Below are 24425 nucleotides of genomic sequence, written 5' to 3' on the forward strand. Positions count from 1 at the left end.
GGCCGGGGAACGAGGGGGACGGCATGGCGGCCGGGCATCGGTCACGCATGGTGGCGACCGGGGGCGATCACAGGGTGACGCCCGCCGAGCTCTTTTTCGATCTGGTCTTCGTCTACGCGATCACGCAGGTGACGGCGCTGATGGCCGCCGCGCCCGCGCCGTCCCGGGTGCTCGGGGCGATGGTGGTGCTCGCGCTGCTGTGGTGGTGCTGGTGCTGCTTCGCGTGGCTCGGCAATGTCGTACGGGCCGACGCGGGGGCGCTGTTCGGGGTCCTGGTGACCGTGATGACGGTGGTGTTCGTGGTGTCGCTCGCGGTGCCGGAGCTGTTCACGGACACCACCGGCGGGCTGCCGCTGCCGCTGGTCTTCGTGAGCTGTTACGGCCTGGTGCGCGTGCTGCACCTGGTCTCGTACCGGATCTCCAGCCCCGGCGACACGGCCCTGCACCGCACGCTGCGCCGCACGGCGCTGCTCTCCGTCGCCCCGCCGCTCGCGCTGCTGCTCGTGGGCTGCGCGTACGAGGGGACGCCCCGGCTGCTGCTGTGGCTGGGCGCGGTCGCGGTGGACTACGGCGGCATCTACGTGACCGGCTCGTCCGGCTGGCGGGTCAACTCCCCCGGGCACTTCGCCGAGCGGCACGGCCTCATCGTGATCATCGCGCTCGGCGAGTCGATCGTGGCGATGGGTGTGGGCGTGGCCGACTTCCCGCTGACGGTGGCGGTGATCGGCGCGTGCGCGGCGGGGCTGCTGCTCTCGGGCGGGCTGTGGGCGCTGTACTTCCGGCGCTTCGGCGACCCGGCCGAGCACCGGCTCGGCGCGCTGGACGGCGACGAACGCACCCGCTTCGCCCGCGACGTGTACACCTTCCTGCATCTGCCGCTGGTCGCGGGCGTGGTGCTGTGCGCGCTCGGCATGAAGAAGGTCCTCACCCAGGTCGCCGACACCGGCCACTACGGTCTGGCCGAGCCGCTGCACGGCACGGTGGCCTGGTCGCTGACCGGCGGCGTCGGGGTGTTCCTGCTCGGCGCGGCGGCGATCGTGCTGCGCTCCTCCGGGCGGCGGCCGACCGCGCTGCTCGCCGGCGGTGCGGCCGCCCTCGCGGCCGGCCCCCTGGTGGAACGGGTGCCGGCCCTGGTGGCCCTGGCGCTCCTCGCGGCGGCGGTGCTCGCGCTGGTCGTCGTGCACGGGCGCGCGGTGACCGGACGGCCGGAGGCAGCCGACAGCTGAGGGGACCCGGCCCCCGGTGCGGGGGCCGCTTCTCACCCCGCGGAGGGACCCGCCCCGGCGGCCTCGGGCCCGGCGGCCCCGGGCCCGGCGGCGCCCGCGCGGCCCTTGCGGGCCGCCATCACCGCGTACACCGGCACGCCCACGAAGAGGAACAGCACGCCCTGGTAGACGGCGGCGTAACCCGCGCCGGCGACCAGCCAGATCGAGAAGCCGAAGGCGGCGAGGGCGAGGACGCCGTCGCGGGCGAGGCGGGCCCGGGAGACCTTCTCGGACTGCCCGGAGAGCAGGAAGTAGATCTGGGCGGCGGTGGAGAGGAGGTAGGGCACGGTGGCCGTGAAGGTGGTGACGAGGACGAGGATCTCGAAGACGCCCTCGCCGCCGAACGTGTAGTTGTAGACGGTCAGGAGCGAGGCGAGGGCGACGGTGACGAGCACACCGACCGTCGGGACGCCGCGCCGCTTGACCGTGAACGCCTTCGGGAACAGCCCGTCGCGGGCGGCGGCGTACGGCGCCTGGGCGCTGAGCAGGGTCCAGCCGTTGAGCGCGCCGAGGATGCTGACCATGGCCATGGCGGCGACGGCGACGCCGCCCCAGGAGCCGCCGAACATGATGTTCGTGGCGTCGGAGAAGGGCGCGGTGGAGCCGACCAGCTTGTCGTGGGCGACGGTGCCGAAGACCGCGAGCGTGCCGAGCAGATAGACGGCGGCGGCGCCGAGGGTGCCGAGGACGGTGGCGCGGCCGACGTTGCGCCGCGGGTCGCGGACCTCGCCGGCGCTGACGGCGGCGGACTCGACGCCCAGGTAGCTGAAGAGCAGGATCGCGGCGGAGGCGGAGACCGCGCCGAGCGCGCTGTCACCGCTCGCCCGGAACGGGCCCAGGTTGTCCGGGTCGAAGAAGAAGAGCCCGCCGACGGCGACGAGGACCAGCGGCACGAACTTGAGCACGGTCGCGACGATCTGCACCGCGCCGACATAGCGGGTGCCGGCCAGGTTGGCGAGGCCGGGCAGCCACTGGAGGCCGAGGGCGACGGCGATGGTGGCGAGCTTGGACCCGTGGACCGGGACGATCACGTCGAGGTAGCCGACGGCGGCGACGGCGAGGGCCGCGTTGGAGACCCAGGCGGTGATCCAGTACGACCAGGCGGCCAGGAAGCCGGCGAAGTCGCCGAAGGCGGCGCGGGCGTAGACGTACGGGCCGCCGGTCTGCGGGTGGCGGCGGGCGAGCCGGCCGAAGACGAGCGCGAGGGCGATCGCCCCGACGGTGAGCACGCCGAAGGCGACCAGGCTGATGGTGCCGAAGGGGGCGACGGAGGCGGGGAGCAGGAAGATGCCGCCGCCGATGATGTTGCCCATGACCAGGGCGGTGGCGATCGGAAGCCCGAAGCGCCGGGCGTGCCTGCTGCCCTTGCCGTCCTGCGTGGGGGCCGGGGCCTGCTGCGGGTCCTGCTCGGCTGTGTCAGCGGTGGGGGTGGGGGGTGCGGGGGTGGTGGCCGTGCTCATGCGGGGTGGTGCGCCTCTCGTCGTACAAACGCCACCATGGTCCGGATGGCGGGACGACGTTCCAAATCACCCGTTTTTGTCCCGTGTGGCAGGCCCTTCGACCGGAAGAAGTGCTTCCGCATCGGCGCTCGACGGGGAAATCTCCAGCGGCACCTGAGGCCCCTCGCTCTCCCGCAGCCAGCCGCGCAGCACCTGGTGCACCTGCTCCGCGCCCACCAGACCGGCGGGCGGCGGGGTCAGGTCGCGCGGCCAGAGCAGGAAGGGGAGCGCCTGGTCGCCGCCGAGGCCGCCGTGCGAGCCGATCTGCTCCTCGAAGGCGTGCACGGTGCCGGCGGCGGGGTCGTACATCGAGTTGACCATGATGTCGGCGACATGCGGGAAGCCGTCGGTGCGGCGCACCGCGGCGGCGGCGCCCGGCCCGAACACCGCCAGCGGCCCGGCCGCGGAGTCGTCGTCGAGTGCGCCGACCGGCACCTCGACGCCGTCCCCGGCGAGCACGACCGAGCCGTGCTCCTCGCTCGCGACCAGCAGGAAGGCGATCCCGGGGTGGTGGGCGAGGGTGTGGAGCAGCCCCGGGTGGAGGCGGTCGATCTCCTCGCGGGTCACCCGGTGCGGCACGCCGGGGAAGGACACCAGGCCGAGGTTGCCGGAGGCGAGGACGACCGGCTCGGGGGCGCGGGCCGCGGCCACCGCCGCCGCCTCCGCGCCCTCCTTCCCGGCCTCCCCCGCCTCGTCGACCGGCCGGTGCAGGGCACTGCGCAGCGCGTCGCGGGCGGCGTCCCGGGCCTCGGAACCACTGCGGGTGCGCCGCACCCGGCGCGACACCGGAAGCCCGCACCCGGCCCGTACGAGATCCTTCAGCGTCAGTCCGTACGCGGACTCGAAGGTCTCGCCCGGGCTCTGCCCGTGGTCGGAGAGCAGCACGATCCGGTACGGGCGGGGCGCGTGCTCGGCCACCTTCGCGATCAGGGCGAGCGCCCGGTCGAGGCGGGCGAGCACCTGGTCGGTGTCCCGGCCCCGCGGACCCGAGTGGTGGGCCACCTCGTCGTACGCGACCAGGTCGGCGTAGACGGCGGTGCGCCCCGCCAGCATGTCGCCCATCACGGCGGAGACCACGACGTCCCGCTCGACGACGGTCGCGAAGGCCCGCACGAAGGGGTAGAGGCCGCCACGCGAGACCCGCGGGGACTCACGGCGCAGCCGGGCCCGGACCGACTGGGTCATCTCGCGGAAGACCTCGGCGACGAGGGAGCCGGCGGTGCGGACCGCGTTGGCGGGGTCGGAGAAGTACGCGAAGTAGCCGGACCGCGAGCGGTTGCGGCGGCCCCGGCGCGCGGCCATCGAGAGCACCAGGGCCAGCTGGTCGGCGCCGCCGCTGAACAGATTGCCGCGCGATGCGCCGTCGAGGGTGAGCAGCCCGCCGTCGCCGGTGCGCCGGACCGCCCGGCGCTGGAGCTCCACCGCGCTCGCGGGGCGGTTGGACACCATCAGACGGCCGGTGTCCTTCTCGTACCAGCGGAAGGCGGGTACGTCCTCGTTGGAGCCGTGCAGGATGCCGAGCTGGCTGGCGCCGGTCTGGCTGGACCAGTCGGTGCGCCAGGGGGTGAGGGTGTGGGTGGTGGCCAGCCATTCGGCCACCATCGGCATCCGGCCGGCGGCGACCGCGTCGGACAGCACCCGGTGGCCGACGCCGTCGAGTTGGACGAAGACCGTGCCGGGCACCGGTCCGGCGCCCGCGGTACGGGCGATCCGGGGCCGGGTGCGGCCGGTGAGCCGGTAGAGGCGGCGGCGGTAGGCCTCGTCGTCGCGGACCGCGAGCGCGGTGGAGGTGGCGGAGGCGACCGCCGACATCACGGCGGCCACCACGACCGCGGTCTCGGGCGCGGCGGCGGCCCGCCCGTCCGTGCTGAGCCGGAGCGCGAGGAGCAGCAGCGAACCGTTCAGGAAGAACACGAGCAGACCGAGCACCAGGGCCGGTACGAGCAGCAGCGCCCGTACGATCAGCGGCCACACCAGGGCGCTGAGCAGACCGAAGGCGCCGGCGCACCAGACGGCGGTGAAGGCGATGGTGGTGAGGCTGGCGCCGTCGGCGGACTGCAGCTGGAAGTCGGGGAGCAGGCCGGCGAGCACGAGCAGGGTGAGCGTGGACACCGCCCACACCGTGATCACCCGCAGCAGCGCGCGGCTCGCGCTCCGCCAGGGGATCGCGACCCGCCGGGGCGTCCCGACCCGCCGGGGCGCCCCGTCCCGCCGGGGGCCCTTGAGCGGGCCCGGCGCCCGCTCTCGCCGTTCACCCACGCCTGGTTCACCTCTCGCCCGTCTCCTGCGACCAGCGTGGCACAGAGGCGGCGGGGTGGGGCGACGCGTACGCGCGTACGCGCGTGTGCGTACGGGGCTTCAGGCGCCGTCGTACCCGGCGGTGGGCATCGACAGACGGCGGTGCACGCCCGCCTTCGCAGGCGCGTCGTACGCCGGTTCGGCGAACCCGGCGGTCTCCAGGCGCACCCCGCGCCGCGCGCACTCGGCGTGGAAGCCGGGGACGTCGGCCAGCGCGCGGGCCAGGACCCGTTCGTTCGGGGCCACGAAGAGGTCCACGGCCCCCTCCTCGACGTCGGCCCACAGGGCGTCGTGGTCGGGCCGGAGGCCGTAGCAGAGCAGCTGCCTCGTCACCACGTAGCCGTGGTCGCGGGCCCAGCGGACGCACATGGCGTACTGGCTGCGGGTGTCGACCAGGAAGGGGTCCTCGTCGAGTTCCTCGAGCGGGGTGAGGCTGGCGATCGCCGCCACCCGAACGTCGTCCATGGGGCGACCCTACTGCGTCGGAGTGACCCCGAGGAGTGGTCCGGTATACCAAGCGGGGTCGGTCCGGTGAAGACCGGCCACACGCGCGCCCCCGGACATCTACCCTCGTTACGGATGGCCCGGGCCCCGCGACGGGAACAGGCGGGACGCGAGCAGGAGCGGGACCCGAGCAGGAGCGGGACCCGAGCAGGATACGACGGGAGAGGGCGGCGGACCGGTGGAAGTCACCTGGTGGGGTCACGCGACGTGCACGGTCGAGGACTCCGGGGTCCGGGTGCTCACCGACCCGCTCTTCGCCCGCCGGCTGGCCCATCTGCGGCGCCGGCGCGGGGCGGTGCCGCCGCCCGAGGCGGCCCGCGCCGAGATCGCCCTGGTCTCGCACCTGCACGCCGACCATCTGCACCTGCCGTCGCTCGCGCTGCTCGCACCCGGCACCCGGGTGATCGTGCCGGCCGGCGCACCGGAGGCCGTCCCGGCGCTGCGGCGCCTCGACGACCGGCGGGGCCTGCGGTTCACGGAGCTCGCGGCGGGCGAGGAGGTGTCGGTGGAGGGTGTGACGGTACGGGCCGTGCCCGCGCTCCACGACGGGCGCCGGCTGCCGTACGGCCCGCACCGCTCCCCCGCGCTCGGTTACGTGGTCGAGGGCGAGGCCCGCACCTACTTCGCCGGCGACACCGGCCTCTTCGACGGCATGGCGGAGGCGGTCGGCCCGGTCGACGTGGCCCTCCTGCCGGTCGGCGGCTGGGGCCCGTACCTGGGCCACAACCACCTGAACGCCCACCGCGCCGCCGAGGCCCTGGCCGCCCTGTCCCCGGCCGCCGCCATCCCGGTCCACTACGGCACGTACTGGCCGATCGGCCTGGACGCGATCCGCCCTCACGAGTTCCACGCCCCCGGCGACGACTTCGTCCGCCACGCCGCCCGCCTGGCCCCGAAGGTCGCGGTCCATCTGCTGGCCCATGGCGAGCGGGTGCGCCCGGAGGTGGCGCGGTGACGCGGGGCGGGGCGGCAGGCGGGGCGGCGCCAGGCGGGGCGGCGGCCGACGCCGAGGGGCTGGGCCGGTGATCCACCACGCGCTCACGGTGGTGCGGGAGTTGCCGCCGGAGACGACGCAGCGGGCGGTCGGTTATCCCTCGCTCTTCCTGCTCGTGGCGCTCGGCGCGCTGGTGCCGGTGGTGCCGACCGGGGCCATCGTCAGTTCGGCGGCGGTGGTGGCGTTCCACCAGACGGCGCCGCTGTCGCTCCTGTTCGTCTTCCTGGTGGCGTCGGCCGCGGCGTTCCTCGGCGACCTCGCGCTCTACTGGCTCGGGCGGCGCGGGGTCGGGTCCCGCAACGGCTCGCGCTGGCTGGAGGAGCTGCGCTCACGGGCCACGCCGGACCGGCTCGCGCACGCGCAGGAACGCCTGGAGAGCCACCAGGTGCCGGTCCTGGTGCTGTCCCGGCTCGTACCGGCCGGGCGGATCCCGGTGATGCTGGCCTGTCTGCTCTCGGGGATGCCGTTGCGCCGGTTCGCCCGGGGCGACCTGCCGGCGTGTCTGGCGTGGGCGGCGACGTACGCGCTGATCGGCATCCTGGGCGGTTCGCTGTTCCCGGAGCCCTGGGAGGGCGTGGTGGCGGCCGTGGGGCTGACGGTGCTGATCAGCGCGGTGCCGGCGCTGTGGCGCCGGATGCGCGGTGCACGGCACGGCGGTGCCGGCGGTGCCGGCGGTGCCGGCGGTGCCGCACACGGCCGGTCAGGGCACGAGCGCTGAGGCACGAGCAGTAAGGCACGAGCACTAAGGCACAAGCACACCTGACGCGCCGACCGGCAGGTCCCACAGGTCCTCGCGGGGCAGCCCGGCCTTCGTCCAGGCGTCCCGGACGCGGGTGAGCGGTTCGAGTACGGGCTCGGCGGAGAGTACGAAGGTGGCCCAGTGCATGGGCGCCATCCGGCGCGCGCCCAGGTCCTGGAAGGCGCGGACCGCCTCCTCGGGGTCGGTGTGCACGTCGCTGAGCCACCAGCGCGGGTCGTACGCGCCGATCGGCAGCAGCGCGAGGTCGATCCCGGGATGGCGCCGCCCGATCTCGGCGAACCAGTGCCCGTATCCGGTGTCCCCGGCGAAGTAGAGCGTGCGACCCACCCGGTCGGTGAGCACCCAGCCGCCCCACAGGGAGCGGCAGGTGTCGAGCAGGGTGCGCTTGGACCAGTGGTGCGCGGGGACGAAGTCGAAGCGCACGCCGCCGAGTTCGGCCGCCTCCCACCAGTCGAGCTCGGTGACGTGGGTGAAGCGGCGCCGGGTGAACCAGCGGCCGAGTCCGGCGGGCACGAAGACCGGTGTGCGGCGCGGCAGCCGCTTGAGGGTGGGCGCGTCGAGGTGGTCGAAGTGGTTGTGGCTGATGACGACGGCGTCCACCGGCGGCAGGTCCTCCCAGCGGACGCCGACGGGCGTGAGCCGGGCCGGGGTGCCGAGGATACGGCGGGACCAGACGGGGTCGGTGAGCACGGTGAGCCCGCCGGCCCGGACCACCCAGCTGGCATGTCCGGCCCAGGTGACGGCGAAGGTGTCGGGCCCCGCCTCGGGCAGCGGTCCGGGCGCGAACGGCAGCTGCGGGATGTCACGCAGCCCGTCGGGCCCGGGGCGGACGGCGCCCTCGCGGGCGAGCCTGGCCATGGCGCGGACCCCGGGCAATGGCGCGGTGAGCCGGTCGGCGAAGGTGCGCGGCCAGTCGTGGCGCAGCCGGCCGAGGGGCTGGAGCGCGGGTGCGCGGTGCGGGGCGTGGGGGGTGCGGGCGGAGTGCGGGGCCCGGGCCGGCCGGGCCGTCTGTTCCGTCATCTCTGCGGCCTCCCTCTGTTCCGTCAACCGTCGTGTTCGTCGTCACCGCTGCGCCACGTCGCGCGCTCGTACGGGCAATCCGCGCGCTCGTACGGCAACCCGCGCCTCCTTCACCCCAGTTCGTCGAGCGCGGCTCCGAAGGTGTTCAACGCCCTTGCCACTTGTGGCAGTTCCTCCGGGCGCGGAGAGGTGAGGGCCTCCATCCGTTCCTCCTCGGTCGCCCCCAGGAACGCGGCGGTGTCGAACCGGACCCGCAGCGCGCCGAGTTCGTCGCCGAAGCGGTGCCCGCCGGGGACGGGAGAACCGAGCCGGGCGGTGAGATGGTTCTCCAGTTCGAGGGAGTCGGTGACCCCGCGGGCGGCGAGGCCGGCACGCAGCGGGCCCAGGTCGGCGTAGAGGTGCCGGCCGGCCTGCGGGGGCCGGGCGAGGGCGCCGGCGGCGAGCACCGCGTGGTGGGCGGCGGCCGCGACCCGGCCGTGCAACTGGGCGGTGAGCCGGGCCCGTACCGTGACGTCCTCGGGTTCGTCGAGGGCATGCGCGGCGGCGGGTGCGAACGGCCCGGGCACGAGGGCGCCGAGCGCGGTGAGGATGTCGAGGGTGCGCGCCCGGGGGTCGCCGTAGCCGTCGGCGCGGGCGACGGCGGTCGGCGGGAAACGGGCGACGGCGCAGGGCCAGGCGGCGGGGGCGAGCGCACCGGCCAGGTCGGTGAGGACGGTGACATCGTCGGGGCACATCTCGGCGGGGCTGAGCAGCACGGTGTCCTGCGGGCGGTGCAGGGTGTCGCGCCAGGTCTCGTCGCTGATGATGTGCAGGCCCTCGGCGACGGCGGCCTCGCAGGCCTCGCGTACGAGCTCGGGCGGGGCGACGGTGGCGGTGGGGTCGTCGGCGACGGAGAGCAGCAGCAGCCGGGGGTGGCCGCCCTCGGCGCGCACCCGGCGGACGGTCTCCAGGAGGGCGTACGGGTCGGGGACGCCGCCGGCCTCCGCGGTGGTCGGCACGTGGTACGCCGGGCGGCCGATGAGCCGGGCCTGCGGGGTCCACCAGGCCGGGCAGGGGCGGGGCAGCAGCAGGTCGCCGCCGTGCGCGGCGATCAGGGCGAGCAGCAGGGGCGGGGCGCCGGGGGCCGCGACCACGTCCTCGGCGTGGGTCCGCAGTCCTCGGCGCCACCAGTAGCCGGCGGCGGCCTCGCGGAGCACGGGCCCGCCGCCGGGCGGTTCGGGGCCGGTGCGGTCGACGGCGGCGGCGAGCAGCGCGGCGAGGCCGGGCAGCACCGGCAGGCCGGGCTCCGGCGCGGGCGGCCCGTAACGCACGGGTCCGCGGCTCTCCGGGGCCGTCTGCCGCATGTCCCGAACCTCCTCCTGCCCCACGCCACGCTCCCGCCCACGCGGGGGCGCCGGGGCGCCCGCGAGTGGCACCCCAGTGCCCTTTATACGGAGGTTTGCCGGTTCCCGCCCCTCGCGCGCCGCCGGACGACGGCGTCGGTGTGCCACCGTGGGGCCACGTACGGCGCGGCGGCCACGGCGACGGACACTGGGCGGATGAGCGCCTACGACCCGAAGCACTACGCCGCCGTCCCGCTGCGCGCCGCCCGTCTCGACCTGGAGCCGCTGCGGCTCGACCACGCCGCCGAGCTGACCGGGGCGCTCGCCGATCCGGCGCTGCACCTCTTCATCGGCGGCGCCCCGCTCGCGGAGCCGGAGCTGCGCGCCCGGCACGAGCGGCTCCTGGCGGGACCGCCGGACCCGGCGACGACGATGTGGTGCAACTGGGTGCTGCGGCTCCGGGAGACCGGCGCGGCGATCGGCACCGTGCAGGCCACGGTGGCGCCCGGGGGCGCCGAGATCGCCTGGGTGCTCGGGACTCCCTGGCAGGGGCGCGGACTTGCCCGGGAGGCGGCGGTGGTTCTGGCCGACTGGCTCCGGCAGCGGGGCGCGCCGTCGCTCATCGCCCATGTCCACCCGGACCATCACGCCTCGGCGGCGGTGGCCGGGGCGGCGGGTCTGGCGCCGACGGAGGTGTACGAGGACGGGGAGCGGCGCTGGGAGTGGCACCGCTGATGTCGAGTCCCGTCGAGGCCCGTCGAGTTCCGCTGAGGTCCATCGAGTTCGGCTGAAATCCGTGGCCGTCCAGGGCGGCCCCCGCCGACAATGCCGGGCATGCCGATCCGCAGAGCCCTGCCCACCGACGCCGCCGCTGTCGCGGCCGTACATGTCCGTTCCTGGCAGGCCGCCTACCGGGACCTGATCCCCGCGCCGTATCTGGACGGCCTGGACGTCACCGAGCGGACGGAGGCGTGGCGCGCCCGCCTGACGGCGCCCGACGGCCCGGTGGTCCTGGTGGCGGAGGACGCGAGCGGGAGGGTGGAGGCGTTCTCCTGCTTCCGGCCGTGGCCGCCCGGCGAGGGGGACGGGGACGGGAGTCTCGACCCGTTGGTGACGGCGGAGCTGGCGGCGCTGTACGCCGCGCCCGAGGCGTGGGGACGCGGGGTGGGACGGGCGCTGCTCGTGGCGACCGTGGACGCGATGGGCGCCGCGGGTTTCCGCGGGGCCGGGCTGTGGGTCTTCGAGGACAACGCGCGGGCGCGCGGGTTCTACGAGGAGGCCGCCTGGCGGCCCGACGGCGTGTCCGTCACGGAGGAGACGGGCGGCCGACTGCTGCGCGAACTCCGCTACCGGATCGGCCTGTTCATGTAGACCTGCTCGGCACGACCCCATCCTGAGTCCATATGGTGAGAACTGGGTCTCATATACCGAATGACCGGCGTACCGTGATCCGCACGCACTCACACAAGGAGTCGGTCATGTCGCATGCGGAAACCGCCGTCTACACCCACGGCCACCACGAGTCCGTGCTCCGCTCCCACAGTTGGCGCACCGTCGAGAACTCGGCCGCGTATCTGATCCCCGAACTGCGGTCCGGTCTGGACGTCCTGGACGTCGGCTGCGGGCCGGGGACCATCAGCGCCGATCTGGCGGCGCGGGTGGCACCGGGGCGGGTGACGGCGGTGGACCACGCCGAGGAGGTCCTGAGCAAGGCGCGCGCCGCCGCGGCCGAACGGGGCGTGGACAACGTGGAGTTCGCGGTCGCCGACGTCCACGCCCTGGACTTCCCCGACGACTCGTTCGACATCGTCCACGCCCATCAGGTGCTGCAGCACGTCGGCGACCCGGTCCAGGCGCTGCGCGAGATGCGGCGGGTCTGCCGGCCGGGCGGGGTGGTGGCGGCCCGGGACAGCGACTACGACGCCTTCACCTGGTTCCCGCAGTCACCGGGCCTGGAGCGCTGGCAGGCCCTGTACCGGCGGGTGGCCGCCGCCAACGGCGGCGAGCCGGACGCCGGCCGGCGGCTGCGCGCCTGGGCCCACGAGGCGGGATTCACCGACGTCACCTCGTCCGCCGGCGTCTGGTGTTTCGCCTCGCCCGACGAGCGGGCCTGGTGGAGCGGCCTGTGGGCCGACCGCGTCACCCAGTCGGCCTACGCCCGCCTCGCCGTCGACGGCGGCCACGCGACCCCCGAGGAACTGGCCTCGATCGCGGAGGCGTGGCACGCCTGGGGCACGGAGGACGACGGCTGGTTCATGGTCCCGCACGGCGAGATCCTGTGCCGGGTGTGATCACTCGCCGGCCGCGTCCGATCACTCGCCTACCGGGCGCATCCTGAACTCGTAGGCGGCGGGCAGTGGTTCGTCCGCGATACGGGACCACAACTCGCCCAGCTCCTCCGCGCCCTCCCGCAGGTCGGCGACCTCGAAGCCCGCGTCGAAGACGGCGCGGGCCTCCGCCGGGCGCCCCTCGGCGAGCAGCAGCCGGGCCTCCAGGTACCGGAACGCGCCACGGGCGCGCACCTCCTCCGGGAGGCGGGACAGCACGCCGCGCGCCTCGGCGGGCCGGTTCGCGCCGAGCAGCACCGTGACCGTCTCGCGCCCGAGCGCGGCGGTGACCAGCGGATCACCGCCGTACTGCGCCTCGAACGCCTCGGCGTACCGGTCGGCGGCCCGCTCCCGGTGCCCGTCCTCCCGGTCGGCCACGGCCAGGCAGTAGAGCAGGGGCCAGCGCTCGGCCGCGTTCTTGAGGCCGCGCTCCCAGCTCCGTACCGCCTGGGCGAGATCACCGGCCGCCCGCTGGGCGACGCCCAGGTGGTACTCGGTCACCGGGTCGGCGGGCGCGGTCTCCAGCATGTCCCGCCAGGCGTCGGAGACCGGTGTCGGCCAGGGCGCACGGCCGTGCGGGGCGGGTTCGGGTGCTGTGCCGGGTGGCGGGACGGCGCCCGGCACCGGGGCGGCGCCGGATTCCGGGGCGGGCAGGGCGCCCGTACGCAACAGATGGGCCCACGGACGCTGTTCCTCGCCGATCAGCGAGTCGGGGAAGGGTGTGCCCGGCAACTCGTAGCCTCCGCACAGCACTTCGAGGGCGCCCCAGCCCGAGCCGGCCGCGAGCAGCGGGCCGGGCTCGGTGTCGGCGGCGGTCCGCCACCGCTCGTACGCCGTGTCGACCTCGGCCCGCGGCAGCGCCTCGGCGAGCGCGGTCTCGACGCCCGCGCGGGCCGCCGCCCAGTCCGCGCCGTGCACCGTCGCCGGGTCGGCGCTCAGCGGCCCGTACACCTCGAGCCAGGAGACCTCCTCCCCCGCCTCGATCACCGGGTGTTCCAGCTGCGTGCGGGCGAGTCCGGCCTGGATCTCGGCGTAGCCGGGGGTGCCGGGCTCGGTCAGCCACTCCTGCCAGCGCCGCCCGCCGGGCCCGGTGCCCCACACGAAGAGCTTGCGGCCGAGCAGCCCGTCCGTGGAGGTCTGCACCAGCCCCTCGCCGTTCTCGTCGAGCGCGGCGATCCAGCGCCGCCGCCCGTCCGGCAGCGCGTAGAACCAGTCGCCTGCGTGGGTGCTGCGCAACGGGTACGTGCGGTCGGTGCCGTCCTCGGAGCACGGCACCGGGACCCGGCGCAGCGCGCGGGTGTAGCCGAAGTGCCAGGCGGTGTCGGCGGGTGCGAGGACCCGGCGGTCCTCGGGGACGGCCGTGTTGGACCACCAGTAGCAGGGCACGGCCCGCTCGTGCGGGTTGCGGATGCGGACGCCGACGCGCAGGTGCGCGGCGTCCGCCGGCAGCCACAGATCGACCTGGAACGGCAGGTCGCGCAGCCGTTCCCACTCCCACAGGCGCAGCATCTCGCCGCCGTCGGGCGCGGCAACGACCGCGGCGTGCAGCGGGGCACAGGAGAGGGTGGTGTGGCCGCGGGCGCCGATGTTCCACTCGATGCCGCCGGAGAACCAGGCGCCGTTGAGGGCGAACGCGGCGGGCTGCAACACCGGGTTGCGGTAGAGGAGTTCACGACCGGTCGGCTTGTGGTGGAGGGAGTGGATCCGGCCACCGAGACCGGGGAGCACGGTGACCCGGAGGTACTCGTTCTCGATCTCGACGGTGTCGAGGGTGGTGGGCGTGCGGTCCCGCCCGTAGCCGTCGCGCATCCGGGTGGGGAGGAGCGTGCGCAGCGGGGCGTGCCCGAGCCCGCGGGCCATGTCGCGGGGCAGCGCGGCCCGGTCCCGCTCGTCGACCGCGGGGGTTCCGGCTCCGTCGAGGCGGTGGAGCGCGGGCAGCGGGTTGTCCGGGCCCAACGGCGCCGCGGGCAGGGTGAGTACGGCACGTCGTACGGTCGTCATGCCGACCATGGAACACGCCGGGACCGTCGTCGGCCAGGGTGCGGTCGACCGCCGGTGGAGGCTTGACCGGGAAATTCCATTGCGCGGCGCGGGCGCCTCCATAGGGTGGATCCGTTGTCGAGAGAGGCGCGAGGCGAAGTCGATGAGTGAGCAGCACACCTACCGGGTGATCGTCCGGGGCACGTTCGAGGGTCTCTCGGAGGAGAGCCGCACCCGGCTTCTCGCGGAGGCCGAGGATCACGGGCTTTCGGCGATGCAGTTCACCGAGGAGGGTTCGCTCGCCTACGACCGGACCCTGAAGCACTTCTCGTACCGCCTGGTCGTCGTCTCCGACGCGGCGGACGGCGAGGAGATGGCGGGCGCGATCGCGGAGGACCGGGTGGAGCGGGCGCTGCGGTCCCTCGGGCACGGTTTCGCGGGCCTGAAGTCCAAGGTCACCGACATGGACACGATGAAGATCAACTACAAGCGCTGAGCCGCGGCGCCCTCGCCGGTCCGGCCGGACCCACCGGACCGGGCGTCTTGGCCGGCCGTGATCGCCCACCGCTCGTGGTCCCGCCACTCCCCGCCGATGAACAGCATCGCGGGCGAGAACCCCTCCAACCGGAACCCGGCACGCCGCACCAGGGTCCGCGAGGCGGTGTTCCCCGGCTGGATGTTCGCCTCCAGCCGGTGCAGCCCGAGCGGCCCGAAGGCGTACGCGAGGACGAGGCCGAGCCCTTCGGACAGCAGCCCGCGCCCGGCGGCATGCGCGAACGCGCCGTACCCGAGCGCGCCGGAGAGGAACGCGCCCCGGACGATGTTGTTGATGTTCACGAACCCGGCGATCCCGCCGCCGCCCCGCTCACAGACCAGGAACCCCTCCCTGGCCGGGTCCTCGATCAACGGGCGGCTGTAGACGGCGTACGCGTCGGCCGTCTGCGGCGGATAGAGCCACGGGACGTGCAACTCCCGGCTCTCACGCGCCCGCGCGGTGAACTCCTCGGCGTCGCCTGCGGTGAACGACCGCAGCCCGACCCGGGACCCGGTGACGAGATACCGCCCAAGATCACGAGACATGGGCCCAGGCTACCGGGAGGGCCGCAGGGGGTAGGGCACGACGCCGGTACCCGGCGGGCCGGGGGGCCGGGCCGGGCGGGCAGGGCCCGGCGGGCAGACCAGCCGGGGCGGCCGCCAGGGCGCCGTCTCAGCGGCGCGCCGCCGTCACCCGGGCCGGGCAGGACTCGCCCTTCTTCACCACGCCCACCACCAGCCGGCTCCGCGGGGCGCGCTCCGCGCCGGGGGCGGGGTGCTGGGTGCAGACCCACCAGTTCGGGGGCCAGAGCACGCGGCGGTCGTCGCCGCCGACGTCGATGACGTCGAGGCGAGTACGCGGGGCGAGCGCCGTGAAGACGCGCCAGAGGCTCCGGCCCCTGAGGTCGGGCGTGGGCTGGCGGACCGGCGGCTCGGTGTCGTCCTCCGTCGCGGCCGGTTCGGCCGAGCTGACGGCGACGGCCGCGAGCGCGAGCACCGCGCCCGCGCCGACCAGCGCGGCCCGCCTCACTTGCGTCTCCGGGCGGCCACGTAATAGCCGCAGATCCCGCCGAGCAGCGTCGTCGCGAGCAGCGCGAGATACAGCGGCATGGTCACCTCGGGGATCAGCAGCCTGATCCGCACCTGCCGTGTGTTCTCGAAGATGAACACGAGCAACAGGACCGCCACGACCCCGATCGCGACCCGGCCGGGGGTGATGACTCCGCGCGCCCGGGACCCGCCCGTGCTCGATGTCTCCTTGCGACTCATCGCCCGCCCTCTCCTCCGTCGTGCGTTCCCCCAGAATGGGCCGTTTCGTCCGGTTCGGTGGTGGCGAAGGGGGCCATTCGAGTGACTTGTCAGACAACGGCGGGCGGCTACGGTAGACACGGCAGACAGCCCAGACCTGACCCGCGTGAACGAGGAGGGCCCCTCCGTGGCAGCCGGCGCACCGCAGCGACGCCCCGTCGTCGCGCTCTACGAACGGATCGCGGACGCCGTCCACGACGGCACCTACCCGCCGGGCTCCACCCTCCCCTCCGAGCCCAAGCTCGCGGGCGAGCTCGGCGTGAGCCGGCCGGCACTGCGCGAAGCGCTGCTGCTGCTCCAGGAGGACGGGCTGCTCACGGTACGGCGCGGGGTGGGCCGCACGGTCAACGCGCATCCGCCGCGGCGCGGCTTCGAGCAGGTCAGGGCCCTGGAGGAGCTCCTGGGCGCGGCGGCGCCGCTGCGCGTACGGGGCCTCCTGCGCACCATCGAGGAACCGACCGACTTCACCACCCAGCACCTGCTCGCCCCGGCCGGTGCCGAGCTGCGCTTCTGGGAGTCCGTCCTGGTCGGCGACGCCGGGCCGGCGGTCCTGAGCCACGAGTGGGCCGCCGACGCCGAGGTCCTGGAACGGACCCACCCCGCCTTCGCCGAGGCGCTGCGTTCGGCCGCCGCACCGGAGCGGACGTCCATGCTGGCGGTTCTGTGCGGGGCCTCGCGGGGCGTGTCCCTGGCGGCGCACAGCGCGGTCACGGCGACGCTGCTCGGGCGGCGGCGGGGCGAGCAGCTGGGACGGTCGGCGGACACCCCGACCGTGCTCGTCACCCAGGTCGTACGGGTCGGGGACACCCCGGTCCTGGCCGCGAAGCACATGCTGCCGACCGGCGCGCCCGCGCTGCCGGTCCTCCAGTCGAACTGAGCGCGAGGCAGCGCCGTAAGGGACCGGACGCCCGCCCCGTGCGGTCTCCGCCCCCGCCTGTCGCCACCGTCACACCCTCGCGCTCCCCAGGTGGCGTACACTTCCCCGCCATGCACTTGTCTGACAACCTTGCCTCCACCTCCGCCACCGCCCCCGTGGCCGACTGGATACGCCGCGCCCCCAAGGCCGTACTGCACGACCACCTCGACGGCGGGCTGCGCCCGGCGACGATCGTCGAACTCGCGCGGGACCGCGGCTACACCGGGCTGCCCACCGAGGACCCGGCCGAGCTGGCGGTCTGGTTCCGGGACGCCGCCGACTCCGGTTCGCTGGAGCGGTACCTGGAGACGTTCGCCCACACCTGCGCGGTGATGCAGACCCGCGAGGCGCTTGAGCGGATCGCGGCCGAGTGCGCCGAGGACCTGGCCGCCGACGGGGTCGTCTACGCCGAGATCCGTTACGCGCCCGAGCAGCACCTGGAGGGCGGGCTGACCCTCGACGAGGTGGTCGAGGCCGTGAACGACGGCTTCCGCGAGGGCGAGCGCCGCGCCGGGGGCCGGATCACCGTACGCACCCTGCTCACCGGCATGCGCCACACCGACCGCTCGCTGGAGATCGCCCGGCTGACCGTCGCCCACCGGGACAACGGCGTGGCGGGCTTCGACATCGCCGGCGGCGAGATCGGCAACCCGCCGGCCCGCCACCTGCCCGCCTTCCAGCACCTCAAGCGGGAGAACTGCCACTTCACCATCCACGCGGGCGAGGCCGTCGGCGCGGAGTCGATCCACGAGGCCGTGCAGGTGTGCGGCACCGAGCGGATCGGGCACGGCGTGCGGATCACCGACGACATCGGCGAGGACGGCACACTGGGCCGGCTCGCCTCGTACGTCCGGGACAACCGGATCGCCCTAGAGGTCTGCCCCACCTCCAACCTCCAGACGGGCGCGGCCAAGGACTACGCCTCGCACCCGATCGACGAGCTGCGCCGCCTGGGCTTCCGGATCACCCTCAACACCGACAACCGTCTGGTCTCCGGCACCACCATGAGCGAGGAGTTCCAGCACATGGCGGACGCCTTCGGCTACGGCCCGGAGGTCTTCGAGGAGTTCACGGTCGCCGCCCTGGAGGCCGCCTTCCTGCCGCTGCCCGAGCGGGAGCGCCTGATCGAGACGGTCGTCCGCCCGGGGTACGCGGCACTGTGACGCCCGCGGCCGTCCGGCCGCGGATCAGCACCGGCGGCCGGCGGCGAGGGCGGTCAGCTCAGGGCGGGTATGTCGAGGGTGAGTGTGCCCGCGTCGGCGTCCAGGACTCCCGGGACGCCGAGGGGTATCGTCGGCGCGCTCTCGTGGTGGCCGAAGCCCAGGCCCTCGACGACCGGGACGCCCAGGCCGCCGAGCCGGTCGGCGAGGACCGCGCGCACCTTCTCGTAGGGACCGCACTTCTCCCAGGAGCCGAGGCCGATCCCGGCCACCCCGTCCAGCCACCCGGAGCGCAGTAGTTGGGTGAGCATCCGGTCGATGCGGTACGGCTCCTCCCCCACGTCCTCCAGGAGCAGCAGCCCGCCGCGGGCGGAGGTCCGGGCGTGCGGGGTGCCGAGGTCGGAGGCGAGCAGGGAGGCGCAGCCGCCGAGCGTGACGCCGTGGGCGCGGCCCGGGACGAGGGCGGCGGCCCCGTCCAGGCCGAGGGTGCGCACCGATTCGGGCTCGAAGAGGGTGGCGCGCAGGGACTCCTGGGTGCGGGCGTCCTTGACGAAGGCCGCGGCGGCGACCATCGGTCCGTGCAGGGTGGCGAGGCCGAGCCGGACGGCGAAGGCCTCGTGGAGCGCGGTGACATCGCTGTAGCCCACGAGGACCTTGGGGCCGGCGGCCCGCAGCGCGTCCCAGTCGAGCAGCTCCAGCATCCGCTGGGCGCCGTAGCCGCCGCGGGCGCAGAGCACCGCGGAGACGTCCGGGTCGCACCAGGCCTCGGTGAGGTCGCGGGCACGGTCGGCGTCGGTGCCGGCGAGGTGGCCGAGGGTGGGGTGGGTGTCGAGGACGTGCGGCGCGACGACCGGGTCGAGGTCCCAGCCGCGCAGGATGTCGAGTCCGGCCTGGAGCCGGTCCTCGGGGACCGGGCCGCTGGGGGCGACGACGGCGACCCGGGCGCCGGGGCGCAGTCGCGGCGGACGGACGAGGGCGGGGGTCATGAGCTCAGCTCCAGTTCGGCGAGGTCGTCCCGGGCGATGCCGAAGGCGCGTGCGTACAGGGCGAGTTCGGCCTCCAGGGCGCGGATCATGGTGTCGGCCCGGCGGAAGCCGTGGCTCTCGCCGGCGAAGGCGAGGTAGGCGTGCGGTACGCCCCGGCCGGCCATCCTGGCGAGGAAGCGCTCGGCCTGTGCGGGCGGGCAGATGGGGTCGTCGAGGCCCTGGAGCAGCAGGAAGGGTGCGGAGATCTTCTCGGCGTGCTCCACCGGGGCGCGGTCCCGGTAGCGGGCGGGCACCTCGTCGGGCGGACCGATGAGCGAGTGCATGTACTGGGATTCGAAGTCGTGGGTCTCGCCGGTGGTGAAGGCGGTGGCGTCCAGGACGGGGTAGATGATGGTGGCGCAGGCGTAGACGTCGGTGAGGGCGAGGGAGGCGGCGGCGGTCCAGCCGCCCGCGCTGCCGCCGCGGATGGCGAGGCGTCCGGGGTCGGCGGTGCCCTCGTCTGCGAGGGCCTGGGCCACGGCGGCGCAGTCCTCGACGTCGACCACACCCCACTGCTCGCGCAGCCGTTCGCGGTACTCCCGGCCGTAGCCGGTGGAGCCGCCGTAGTTGACCACGGCGACGCCGATGCCCCGGGAGGTGAAGTAGGCGATCTCCAGGTCGAGGACGAGCGGGGCGTGGCCGGTGGGGCCGCCGTGCGCGGAGACGAGGTAGGGCGGGAGCTCGTCGGCGGGGGCGGTGCGGTCGGGGTTGTGCGGCGGGTAGATGTGGGCGTGGATCTCGCGGTCGTCGGGCCCGGTGAAGGTGCGGATCTGCGGCTCGGGGTAGTAGGCGGGGTCCACCGGGTCGGCGTGCCGGGCACCGATCACGCGGGTGCGACCGGTGCGGGTGTCGAGCTCGACGACCTCGTAGGCGCTGCGGGGTCCGGCGGCGACGCCGACGACCCGGGTGCCGTGCACGGCGAGCGTGGCGGCCCATTCGGTCCAGGGTCCGGTGACGTCGACGAGTTCGCCGCTCTCCGGGTCGAGTATGCCGAGGGTGGTGGCGCCCCGGCCGTGGATGACGGCGACGAGGCCGCTGTCCAGCGGCTGGAACCAGGCGAGGCCGAGTTTCCACAGCGCGCCGCCGAACTCCTCGGGGCGCGGGCAGAGCGGGACCGGCGCGGCGCCGGTGCCGGGGGCCGCGGTGCGGTAGAGGTTCCACCAGCCGGTGCGGTCGCCGGCGTGGAGCAGCTGTCCGTCGGCGGTCCAGCCGACCTGGGGCACGGACTCCTCGGGGCCGCCGGCGACGGTGCGCGGGGTGCCGAAGGTGCCGTCGGCGGCGATGTCGGCGAGCAGGACCTCGGTGCCGTCCCAGGGCATCCGGGGGTGGTCCCAGGCGATCCAGGCGGCCTGCCGACCGTCCGGGGAGAGTCGCGGTCCGGTGACGAACCGGTGGGCGTCGTCGGTGAGTTCACGGATCCGGCCGCGGTCGGCGGCGGCGGAGCCGTCGAGCGGCACGGCGGCGATCACCCGGCGCACGTCGGTGGGCGCCGGTCCGGTGAACTCCTCCAGCACACACCAGACCTCGCCGCGCTCGGGCAGCAGCACCGGGTCGGCCCAGCGCAGGCCCTCGCCGGTGGCGGAAAGCGGGGTGAGCGGCCGGGGCTCCGGGCCGCCCGGCGCGTCCGGCTCGCAGGCGTACAGCCGCTGGTCGGGGTGGTGGCAGAAGACGACGAACGGGGTGCCGTCCGCCCGCACCGTGCCGGCCCAGGGCTGTCCGCCGTACTCGTGGACTCGGCTGCGGACGTTCCACGGGGCGGGCAGCACCGATTCCTCGGTGCCGTCCGGGCGGCGGCGCACCAGGGCGCGCCGCCCGCCCTCGGTGGGCCGTGGTGCGGTCCACCACACCTCGTCACCGACGAACCCGACGGACTCGGGCCGTCCGTCGTTGGCCGCGGCGAGCGCGGCGTCGATGGGTGACGGCCAGCTGCCATAGGCGGCCGTGGGTGCCATCGGGATCCCCCCTTGTAACGGGTCGTGCGTGCGGGCTTTCGGGCAGGAGCGCCAGGCCGGTCTCAGGCCGAGCGCAGGTAGTGGTCGAGGACGTGGACGCCGAAGTGCAGGGCGTCGACCGGGACGCGTTCGTCGACGCCGTGGAACAGCGCCGCGTAGTCGAGGTCCGGGGGCAGCTTCAGCGGCGAGAATCCGTAGCCGGTGATGCCCAGGCGGGAGAACTGCTTGGCGTCGGTGCCGCCGGGCATCGAGAAGGGCACGGTGCGCCCCTCGGGGTCGAAGCGCTCGACCGCGGCGCGCAGCTTGGCGAAGGTCGGTGAGTCGACCGGGGCCTCCAGGGGCACCTCGCGGTGGTGGAACTCCCACTCCACGTCGGGCCCGGTGAGCCGGTCCATGGTCTCGGTGAACTCGTCCTCGCCACCGGGCAGCATGCGCCCGTCGACATAGGCGACGGCCTGGCCGGGGATGACGTTCACCTTGTAACCGGCGTCGAGCATCGTCGGGTTGGCGCTGTTGCGCAGGGTGGGCGCGACGAGCGCGGCCGCCGGTCCGAGCTTCTCCAGGAGCGGCTCGACGTCGAAGCCGGGGGCGTCGACATCCACGTCGATGCCCTGGAGCGCGGCGAGTTCGACGAGTGCGGCCCGCACGGTCCGGGTGATCCGTACCGGCCATTCGTGGTCACCGATGCGGGCGACGGCGGCGGCGAGCCGGGTGACCGCATTGTCCTTGTTGATCTTCGAGCCGTGCCCGGCCCGGCCGTGCGCGGTGAGCTTGAGCCAGGCGGTGCCGCGCTCCCCCGCCGCGATCGGGTAGAGCCGGGTGCGCGGGTCCGGGTGGAAGCTGAACGCGCCGGACTCGCTGATGCCCTCGGTGCAGCCCTCGAACAGCTGGGCGTGCCGGTCGGCGAGGAACCCGGAGCCGTCCGCGGCACTCGCCTCCTCGTCGGCGGTGTAGGCGATGACGATGTCGCGGCGCGGCCGCAGGCCCTGCCGGGCCCAGGAGCGCACGACGGACAGCATCATCGCGTCCATGTTCTTCATGTCGACGGCGCCCCGGCCCCACACGACGCCGTCGCGGACCTCGCCGGAGAAGGGGTGCACGGTCCAGTCGGCGGCCTCGGCGGGCACCACGTCCAGGTGTCCGTGGACGAGCAGCGCGTCGGCACCCGGGTCGGTGCCGGGGATCCGGGCGACGACGTTGGTGCGGCCCGGGGAGCGCTCCAGGAGGGTGGGTGTGAGGCCGGCGTCGGCGAGCCGCTCCGCCATGTACTCGGCGGCGGGCCGCTCGCGGCAGTCGCCGCCGCCCCGGTTGGTGGTGTCGATCCTGATCAGCTCGGACGTGAAGGTGACGACCTCGTCGAGGGCGGTCGCGTCCGGGCCGGCGTGCTGCTCAGCCATACTGCTCCTCCACGGCGGCCGACACGATCGTCGTCACCGCCTTGAACGTGCGGATTGCCTCGTACATCGTCTCGCTGGTGTAGGCCGTGCGGCGCTCGCCACTCCGCTCGGCGCCCGGGACCACCGTGGCGGCGGCCGCCAGGTGCTCCGCGTCGAACTCCAGCTCCACCGTGAACGGCCCGCCCGCGGCCGGCTCGTGCCGTACGGCGAGCGACGCGGCCTCCTTCGCCGCGGCACGGATCTCGGCGGCGGTCCGGGCCGGGGTGCGGCACACCGCCGCGTACCGCGACACGTAGTCCTTGACCGCCACCTTGTGCGCCTCCGGCGCGTACCCCAGAGCGTCCTCGCAGGTCAGGTCGTCGCCGGTGACGAGCACGACGGGGACGCCGAACTCGGCCGCCACCCGCGCGTTGAGCAGGCCCTCGCTCGCGCGCACCCCGTCGAGCCAGACGCCGGTGATGGAGTTGGCGAGATAGGTGTGCGCGAGGACGCCCTCGGTGCCCGCGCCCGTGTGGTAGCCGACGAAGGCGATGCCGTCCACGTCACCGTGCTGCACGCCCTCGACCATGGAGAGCGACTTGTGGCGGCCGGTGAGCATCTCGGCCCGCTCGTCGAGCCGCTCCAGGAGCAGATTGCGCATCGACCAGTGCGCCTCGTTGATCAGGACCTCGTCCGCGCCGCCGTCGAAGAAACCGAGCACCGCCGCGTTCACGTCGGACGTGAACAGGGACCGGCACCGCTCCCACTGCGGGGTGCCGGGCAGCACGTCGGCGGGCCAGGTCACCCCCGTGGCGCCTTCCATGTCCGCACTGATCAGGATCTTCATGCCTGGAACCGTACGCGCCGACCCGGGACCGCCACCAGCCCTGTGGATAAGTGTCGGTGGCGTGGACCGATGGCGGTGGTGGCGGCCGTTCGGGGGCCGGTTCAGGGCCGGCGCGGGGCCGCGCCGGGGCCGACCCGTGTGCCGGTGATTCGGGCGAATCCTTTCATCTCGTGCGTATAGGCTGTCGGGCGCAGATTTTCCCTCCCGATTCGCAGGAGACCTCTCGGTGACCACCTCGCTCGCCCCGTCCGAAGCCCCTTCCGGCCTGTCTGTCGAGTCCCCTGTCGAGACGCCCGTCGACACCGGCGAGTGGGTCGAGCCCGCCGCCCAGTCCGTGGCCGAGACCGTGGTCCGCGACGCCCGCGACTTCGGGGTGTACGCACGGACCGGCGGCTGGGCCTTCGCGCTCAAGGTGGCCCACAGCGTGCGGCCCGGCGGCCAGGCGGCCGAGGACTCGGAGAAGGTGTCGGCGAAGGCCTTCGCGGAGCTCGCCGGCTGCTCGCCCGAGCGCGTGATGCGCTACTACAAGGCCTGGGACATGGCCGCGGACGACGGTCTGGTCCCGCAGTTCGAGGTCCTGGTGCCCGGCGAGGACGTCGAGCTGCCCGAGGCGGACGTCTGGCTGTCGTACTACTCCTCCCGCAACAGCGCCACCTCCGTGCGCGGCCACGCGATCTCGGCGGCCGCCGAGGCGGAGGGCATCAAGCCGACCAAGGCGCTCGAGGTCGCGGAGAACCCCACGGCCCTGCGCGCCGCGATCCTCGCCGACCCGAGCACCGCCGAGGCGGCGCGCGGCGCGCTGCTCGACCGTATGAAGGAGGACCCGGCCCTCCAGACCGAGATGGCCCGGGCCATCGCCCGCACCGGCGACCTGAAGAAGGCCGTGGCGCAGGAGGCGAAGGCTGCGGACCGCATCGAGTACGTCCGCCAGATCGCCGAGGGCGGCCGGATCAGGACCCCGGCCGGCCAGACCGTCGACGCACCGCCCCAGCTGCGCGCCGAGGCCGAGCGCCACCTGTCGCTCATCGACGAGCTGGACGACTCGGAGGAGGCGGGCGAGTGGGCCGGCGAGGCCTACGAGACCGTGCGGACGATGGTCGCCAACGCCGTCGAGGAGGACCCGGCGCTGCGCGTCCAGGAGCGCCGCACCAAGTTCTACAACAGCCTGCAGAAGGCGACGAAGGTCTTCGAGGAGCTCACCCTCGACGAGGTCCTGGAGGAGGACGTCGTCGAGGACGACATGCTCCAGCGCCTGGAGGCCCTGCAGGAGGCGATCGGCGCCTGCATCAGCGCGCTGCGCAGGGCGACGGCCGGCCCGGACGCCGCCGAGGACTGATC

The 24425-nt window shown here is 74.6% G+C and carries 23 protein-coding genes; 10 read left to right on the forward strand and 13 right to left on the reverse strand.

What is annotated here, in order from left to right:
- Nucleotides 1-74: 74 nt before the first annotated feature.
- Nucleotides 75-1226 carry a low temperature requirement protein A gene (locus AB0C73_RS11480; RefSeq protein WP_362527596.1) on the forward strand — a complete coding sequence of 384 codons (1152 nt, stop codon included), beginning with the start codon at nucleotides 75-77 and terminating at the stop codon, nucleotides 1224-1226.
- A gap of 32 nt (nucleotides 1227-1258) precedes the next feature.
- Here the strand turns inward: AB0C73_RS11480 and AB0C73_RS11485 are convergent, their stop codons facing one another.
- From AB0C73_RS11485 to AB0C73_RS11495, 3 genes are all read right to left on the reverse strand, one after another.
- Nucleotides 1259-2725: an amino acid permease gene (locus AB0C73_RS11485; RefSeq protein WP_362527598.1), complete on the reverse strand. Its 1467-nt coding sequence runs from the start codon at nucleotides 2723-2725 to the stop codon at nucleotides 1259-1261.
- Between the two features lie 66 nt (nucleotides 2726-2791).
- Nucleotides 2792-4894 (reverse strand): phage holin family protein, encoded by a 2103-nt coding sequence (locus AB0C73_RS11490; RefSeq protein ID WP_362528036.1) that lies wholly within the window; start codon nucleotides 4892-4894, stop codon nucleotides 2792-2794.
- 228 nt (nucleotides 4895-5122) lie between these two features.
- Nucleotides 5123-5527: a hypothetical protein gene (locus tag AB0C73_RS11495; protein WP_362527601.1), complete on the reverse strand. Its 405-nt coding sequence runs from the start codon at nucleotides 5525-5527 to the stop codon at nucleotides 5123-5125.
- Between the two features lie 217 nt (nucleotides 5528-5744).
- Here AB0C73_RS11495 and AB0C73_RS11500 point away from each other — a divergent pair, with 217 nt between their 5' ends.
- Together AB0C73_RS11500 and AB0C73_RS11505 are read left to right on the forward strand one after the other, a co-directional pair.
- Nucleotides 5745-6521 (forward strand): MBL fold metallo-hydrolase, encoded by a 777-nt coding sequence (locus AB0C73_RS11500; protein ID WP_362527603.1) that lies wholly within the window; start codon nucleotides 5745-5747, stop codon nucleotides 6519-6521.
- A gap of 67 nt (nucleotides 6522-6588) precedes the next feature.
- Nucleotides 6589-7278, forward strand: coding sequence for a VTT domain-containing protein (locus AB0C73_RS11505; RefSeq protein ID WP_362527605.1), 690 nt, complete (start codon nucleotides 6589-6591; stop codon nucleotides 7276-7278).
- A gap of 24 nt (nucleotides 7279-7302) precedes the next feature.
- Here the strand turns inward: AB0C73_RS11505 and AB0C73_RS11510 are convergent, their stop codons facing one another.
- Together AB0C73_RS11510 and AB0C73_RS11515 are read right to left on the reverse strand one after the other, a co-directional pair.
- Nucleotides 7303-8340, reverse strand: a complete 1038-nt coding sequence (locus AB0C73_RS11510; protein WP_362527607.1) for an MBL fold metallo-hydrolase — start codon at nucleotides 8338-8340, stop codon at nucleotides 7303-7305.
- Nucleotides 8341-8450: 110 nt separating this feature from the next.
- Nucleotides 8451-9683: an aminotransferase class I/II-fold pyridoxal phosphate-dependent enzyme gene (locus tag AB0C73_RS11515; RefSeq protein ID WP_362527610.1), complete on the reverse strand. Its 1233-nt coding sequence runs from the start codon at nucleotides 9681-9683 to the stop codon at nucleotides 8451-8453.
- A 195-nt stretch (nucleotides 9684-9878) separates the two neighbouring features.
- Here AB0C73_RS11515 and AB0C73_RS11520 point away from each other — a divergent pair, with 195 nt between their 5' ends.
- The 3 genes from AB0C73_RS11520 to AB0C73_RS11530 all read left to right on the forward strand — a co-directional run bounded on the left by AB0C73_RS11520 (nucleotide 9879) and on the right by AB0C73_RS11530 (nucleotide 11953).
- Complete coding sequence (locus AB0C73_RS11520) at nucleotides 9879-10397, forward strand: GNAT family N-acetyltransferase (RefSeq protein WP_362527613.1); 519 nt, start codon at nucleotides 9879-9881, stop codon at nucleotides 10395-10397.
- 99 nt (nucleotides 10398-10496) lie between these two features.
- A complete protein-coding gene (locus AB0C73_RS11525) occupies nucleotides 10497-11033 on the forward strand; it encodes a GNAT family N-acetyltransferase (protein WP_362527616.1) in 537 nt (178 codons plus the stop codon).
- 107 nt (nucleotides 11034-11140) lie between these two features.
- Nucleotides 11141-11953 carry a class I SAM-dependent methyltransferase gene (locus AB0C73_RS11530; RefSeq protein ID WP_362527619.1) on the forward strand — a complete coding sequence of 271 codons (813 nt, stop codon included), beginning with the start codon at nucleotides 11141-11143 and terminating at the stop codon, nucleotides 11951-11953.
- A gap of 21 nt (nucleotides 11954-11974) precedes the next feature.
- On the opposite strand, the gene AB0C73_RS11535 is transcribed toward AB0C73_RS11530, so the two are convergent.
- Nucleotides 11975-13990 (reverse strand): DUF5107 domain-containing protein, encoded by a 2016-nt coding sequence (locus AB0C73_RS11535; protein WP_362527622.1) that lies wholly within the window; start codon nucleotides 13988-13990, stop codon nucleotides 11975-11977.
- 142 nt (nucleotides 13991-14132) lie between these two features.
- Between AB0C73_RS11535 and AB0C73_RS11540 the strand changes: the two genes are divergently transcribed.
- A complete protein-coding gene (locus tag AB0C73_RS11540) occupies nucleotides 14133-14465 on the forward strand; it encodes a DUF6204 family protein (protein ID WP_362527624.1) in 333 nt (110 codons plus the stop codon).
- Here AB0C73_RS11540 and AB0C73_RS11545 read toward each other — a convergent pair.
- The 3 genes from AB0C73_RS11545 to AB0C73_RS11555 form a co-directional block, all read right to left on the reverse strand.
- The gene (locus tag AB0C73_RS11545; protein WP_362527627.1) at nucleotides 14453-15049 is read right to left on the reverse strand and encodes a GNAT family N-acetyltransferase; all 597 of its coding nucleotides are present in this window, start codon (nucleotides 15047-15049) and stop codon (nucleotides 14453-14455) included. The genes AB0C73_RS11540 and AB0C73_RS11545 overlap by 13 nt on opposite strands.
- Before the next feature lie 127 nt (nucleotides 15050-15176).
- Nucleotides 15177-15533, reverse strand: coding sequence for a hypothetical protein (locus AB0C73_RS11550; RefSeq protein WP_362527628.1), 357 nt, complete (start codon nucleotides 15531-15533; stop codon nucleotides 15177-15179).
- Complete coding sequence (locus AB0C73_RS11555; protein ID WP_362527631.1) at nucleotides 15530-15772, reverse strand: DUF1049 domain-containing protein; 243 nt, start codon at nucleotides 15770-15772, stop codon at nucleotides 15530-15532. The genes AB0C73_RS11550 and AB0C73_RS11555 overlap by 4 nt, the downstream gene beginning before the upstream one ends.
- 166 nt (nucleotides 15773-15938) lie before the next feature.
- On the opposite strand from AB0C73_RS11555, the gene AB0C73_RS11560 reads away from it, so the two are divergent.
- Together AB0C73_RS11560 and AB0C73_RS11565 are read left to right on the forward strand one after the other, a co-directional pair.
- Complete coding sequence (locus AB0C73_RS11560) at nucleotides 15939-16688, forward strand: GntR family transcriptional regulator (protein ID WP_362527633.1); 750 nt, start codon at nucleotides 15939-15941, stop codon at nucleotides 16686-16688.
- Between the two features lie 110 nt (nucleotides 16689-16798).
- Nucleotides 16799-17890 carry an adenosine deaminase gene (locus AB0C73_RS11565; RefSeq protein ID WP_362527635.1) on the forward strand — a complete coding sequence of 364 codons (1092 nt, stop codon included), beginning with the start codon at nucleotides 16799-16801 and terminating at the stop codon, nucleotides 17888-17890.
- A gap of 53 nt (nucleotides 17891-17943) precedes the next feature.
- Here the strand turns inward: AB0C73_RS11565 and AB0C73_RS11570 are convergent, their stop codons facing one another.
- The 4 genes from AB0C73_RS11570 to AB0C73_RS11585 all read right to left on the reverse strand — a co-directional run bounded on the left by AB0C73_RS11570 (nucleotide 17944) and on the right by AB0C73_RS11585 (nucleotide 23087).
- Entirely contained in the window at nucleotides 17944-18873 is a 930-nt protein-coding gene (locus tag AB0C73_RS11570; protein WP_362527638.1) for an LD-carboxypeptidase, read from the reverse strand.
- The gene (locus tag AB0C73_RS11575; protein WP_362527641.1) at nucleotides 18870-20864 is read right to left on the reverse strand and encodes a prolyl oligopeptidase family serine peptidase; all 1995 of its coding nucleotides are present in this window, start codon (nucleotides 20862-20864) and stop codon (nucleotides 18870-18872) included. The genes AB0C73_RS11570 and AB0C73_RS11575 overlap by 4 nt, the downstream gene beginning before the upstream one ends.
- Before the next feature lie 62 nt (nucleotides 20865-20926).
- Nucleotides 20927-22261 carry a M20/M25/M40 family metallo-hydrolase gene (locus tag AB0C73_RS11580; protein WP_362527644.1) on the reverse strand — a complete coding sequence of 445 codons (1335 nt, stop codon included), beginning with the start codon at nucleotides 22259-22261 and terminating at the stop codon, nucleotides 20927-20929.
- Complete coding sequence (locus tag AB0C73_RS11585; RefSeq protein ID WP_362527645.1) at nucleotides 22254-23087, reverse strand: M55 family metallopeptidase; 834 nt, start codon at nucleotides 23085-23087, stop codon at nucleotides 22254-22256. Before AB0C73_RS11585 ends, AB0C73_RS11580 begins: the two co-directional genes overlap by 8 nt.
- Nucleotides 23088-23421: 334 nt before the next feature.
- Between AB0C73_RS11585 and AB0C73_RS11590 the strand changes: the two genes are divergently transcribed.
- Nucleotides 23422-24423, forward strand: coding sequence for a hypothetical protein (locus AB0C73_RS11590; RefSeq protein WP_362528038.1), 1002 nt, complete (start codon nucleotides 23422-23424; stop codon nucleotides 24421-24423).
- The last annotated feature ends 2 nt before the right edge of the window (nucleotides 24424-24425 follow it).

The organism is Streptomyces sp. NPDC048623 (assembly GCF_040650755.1).
Lineage (GTDB): Bacteria > Actinomycetota > Actinomycetes > Streptomycetales > Streptomycetaceae > Streptomyces.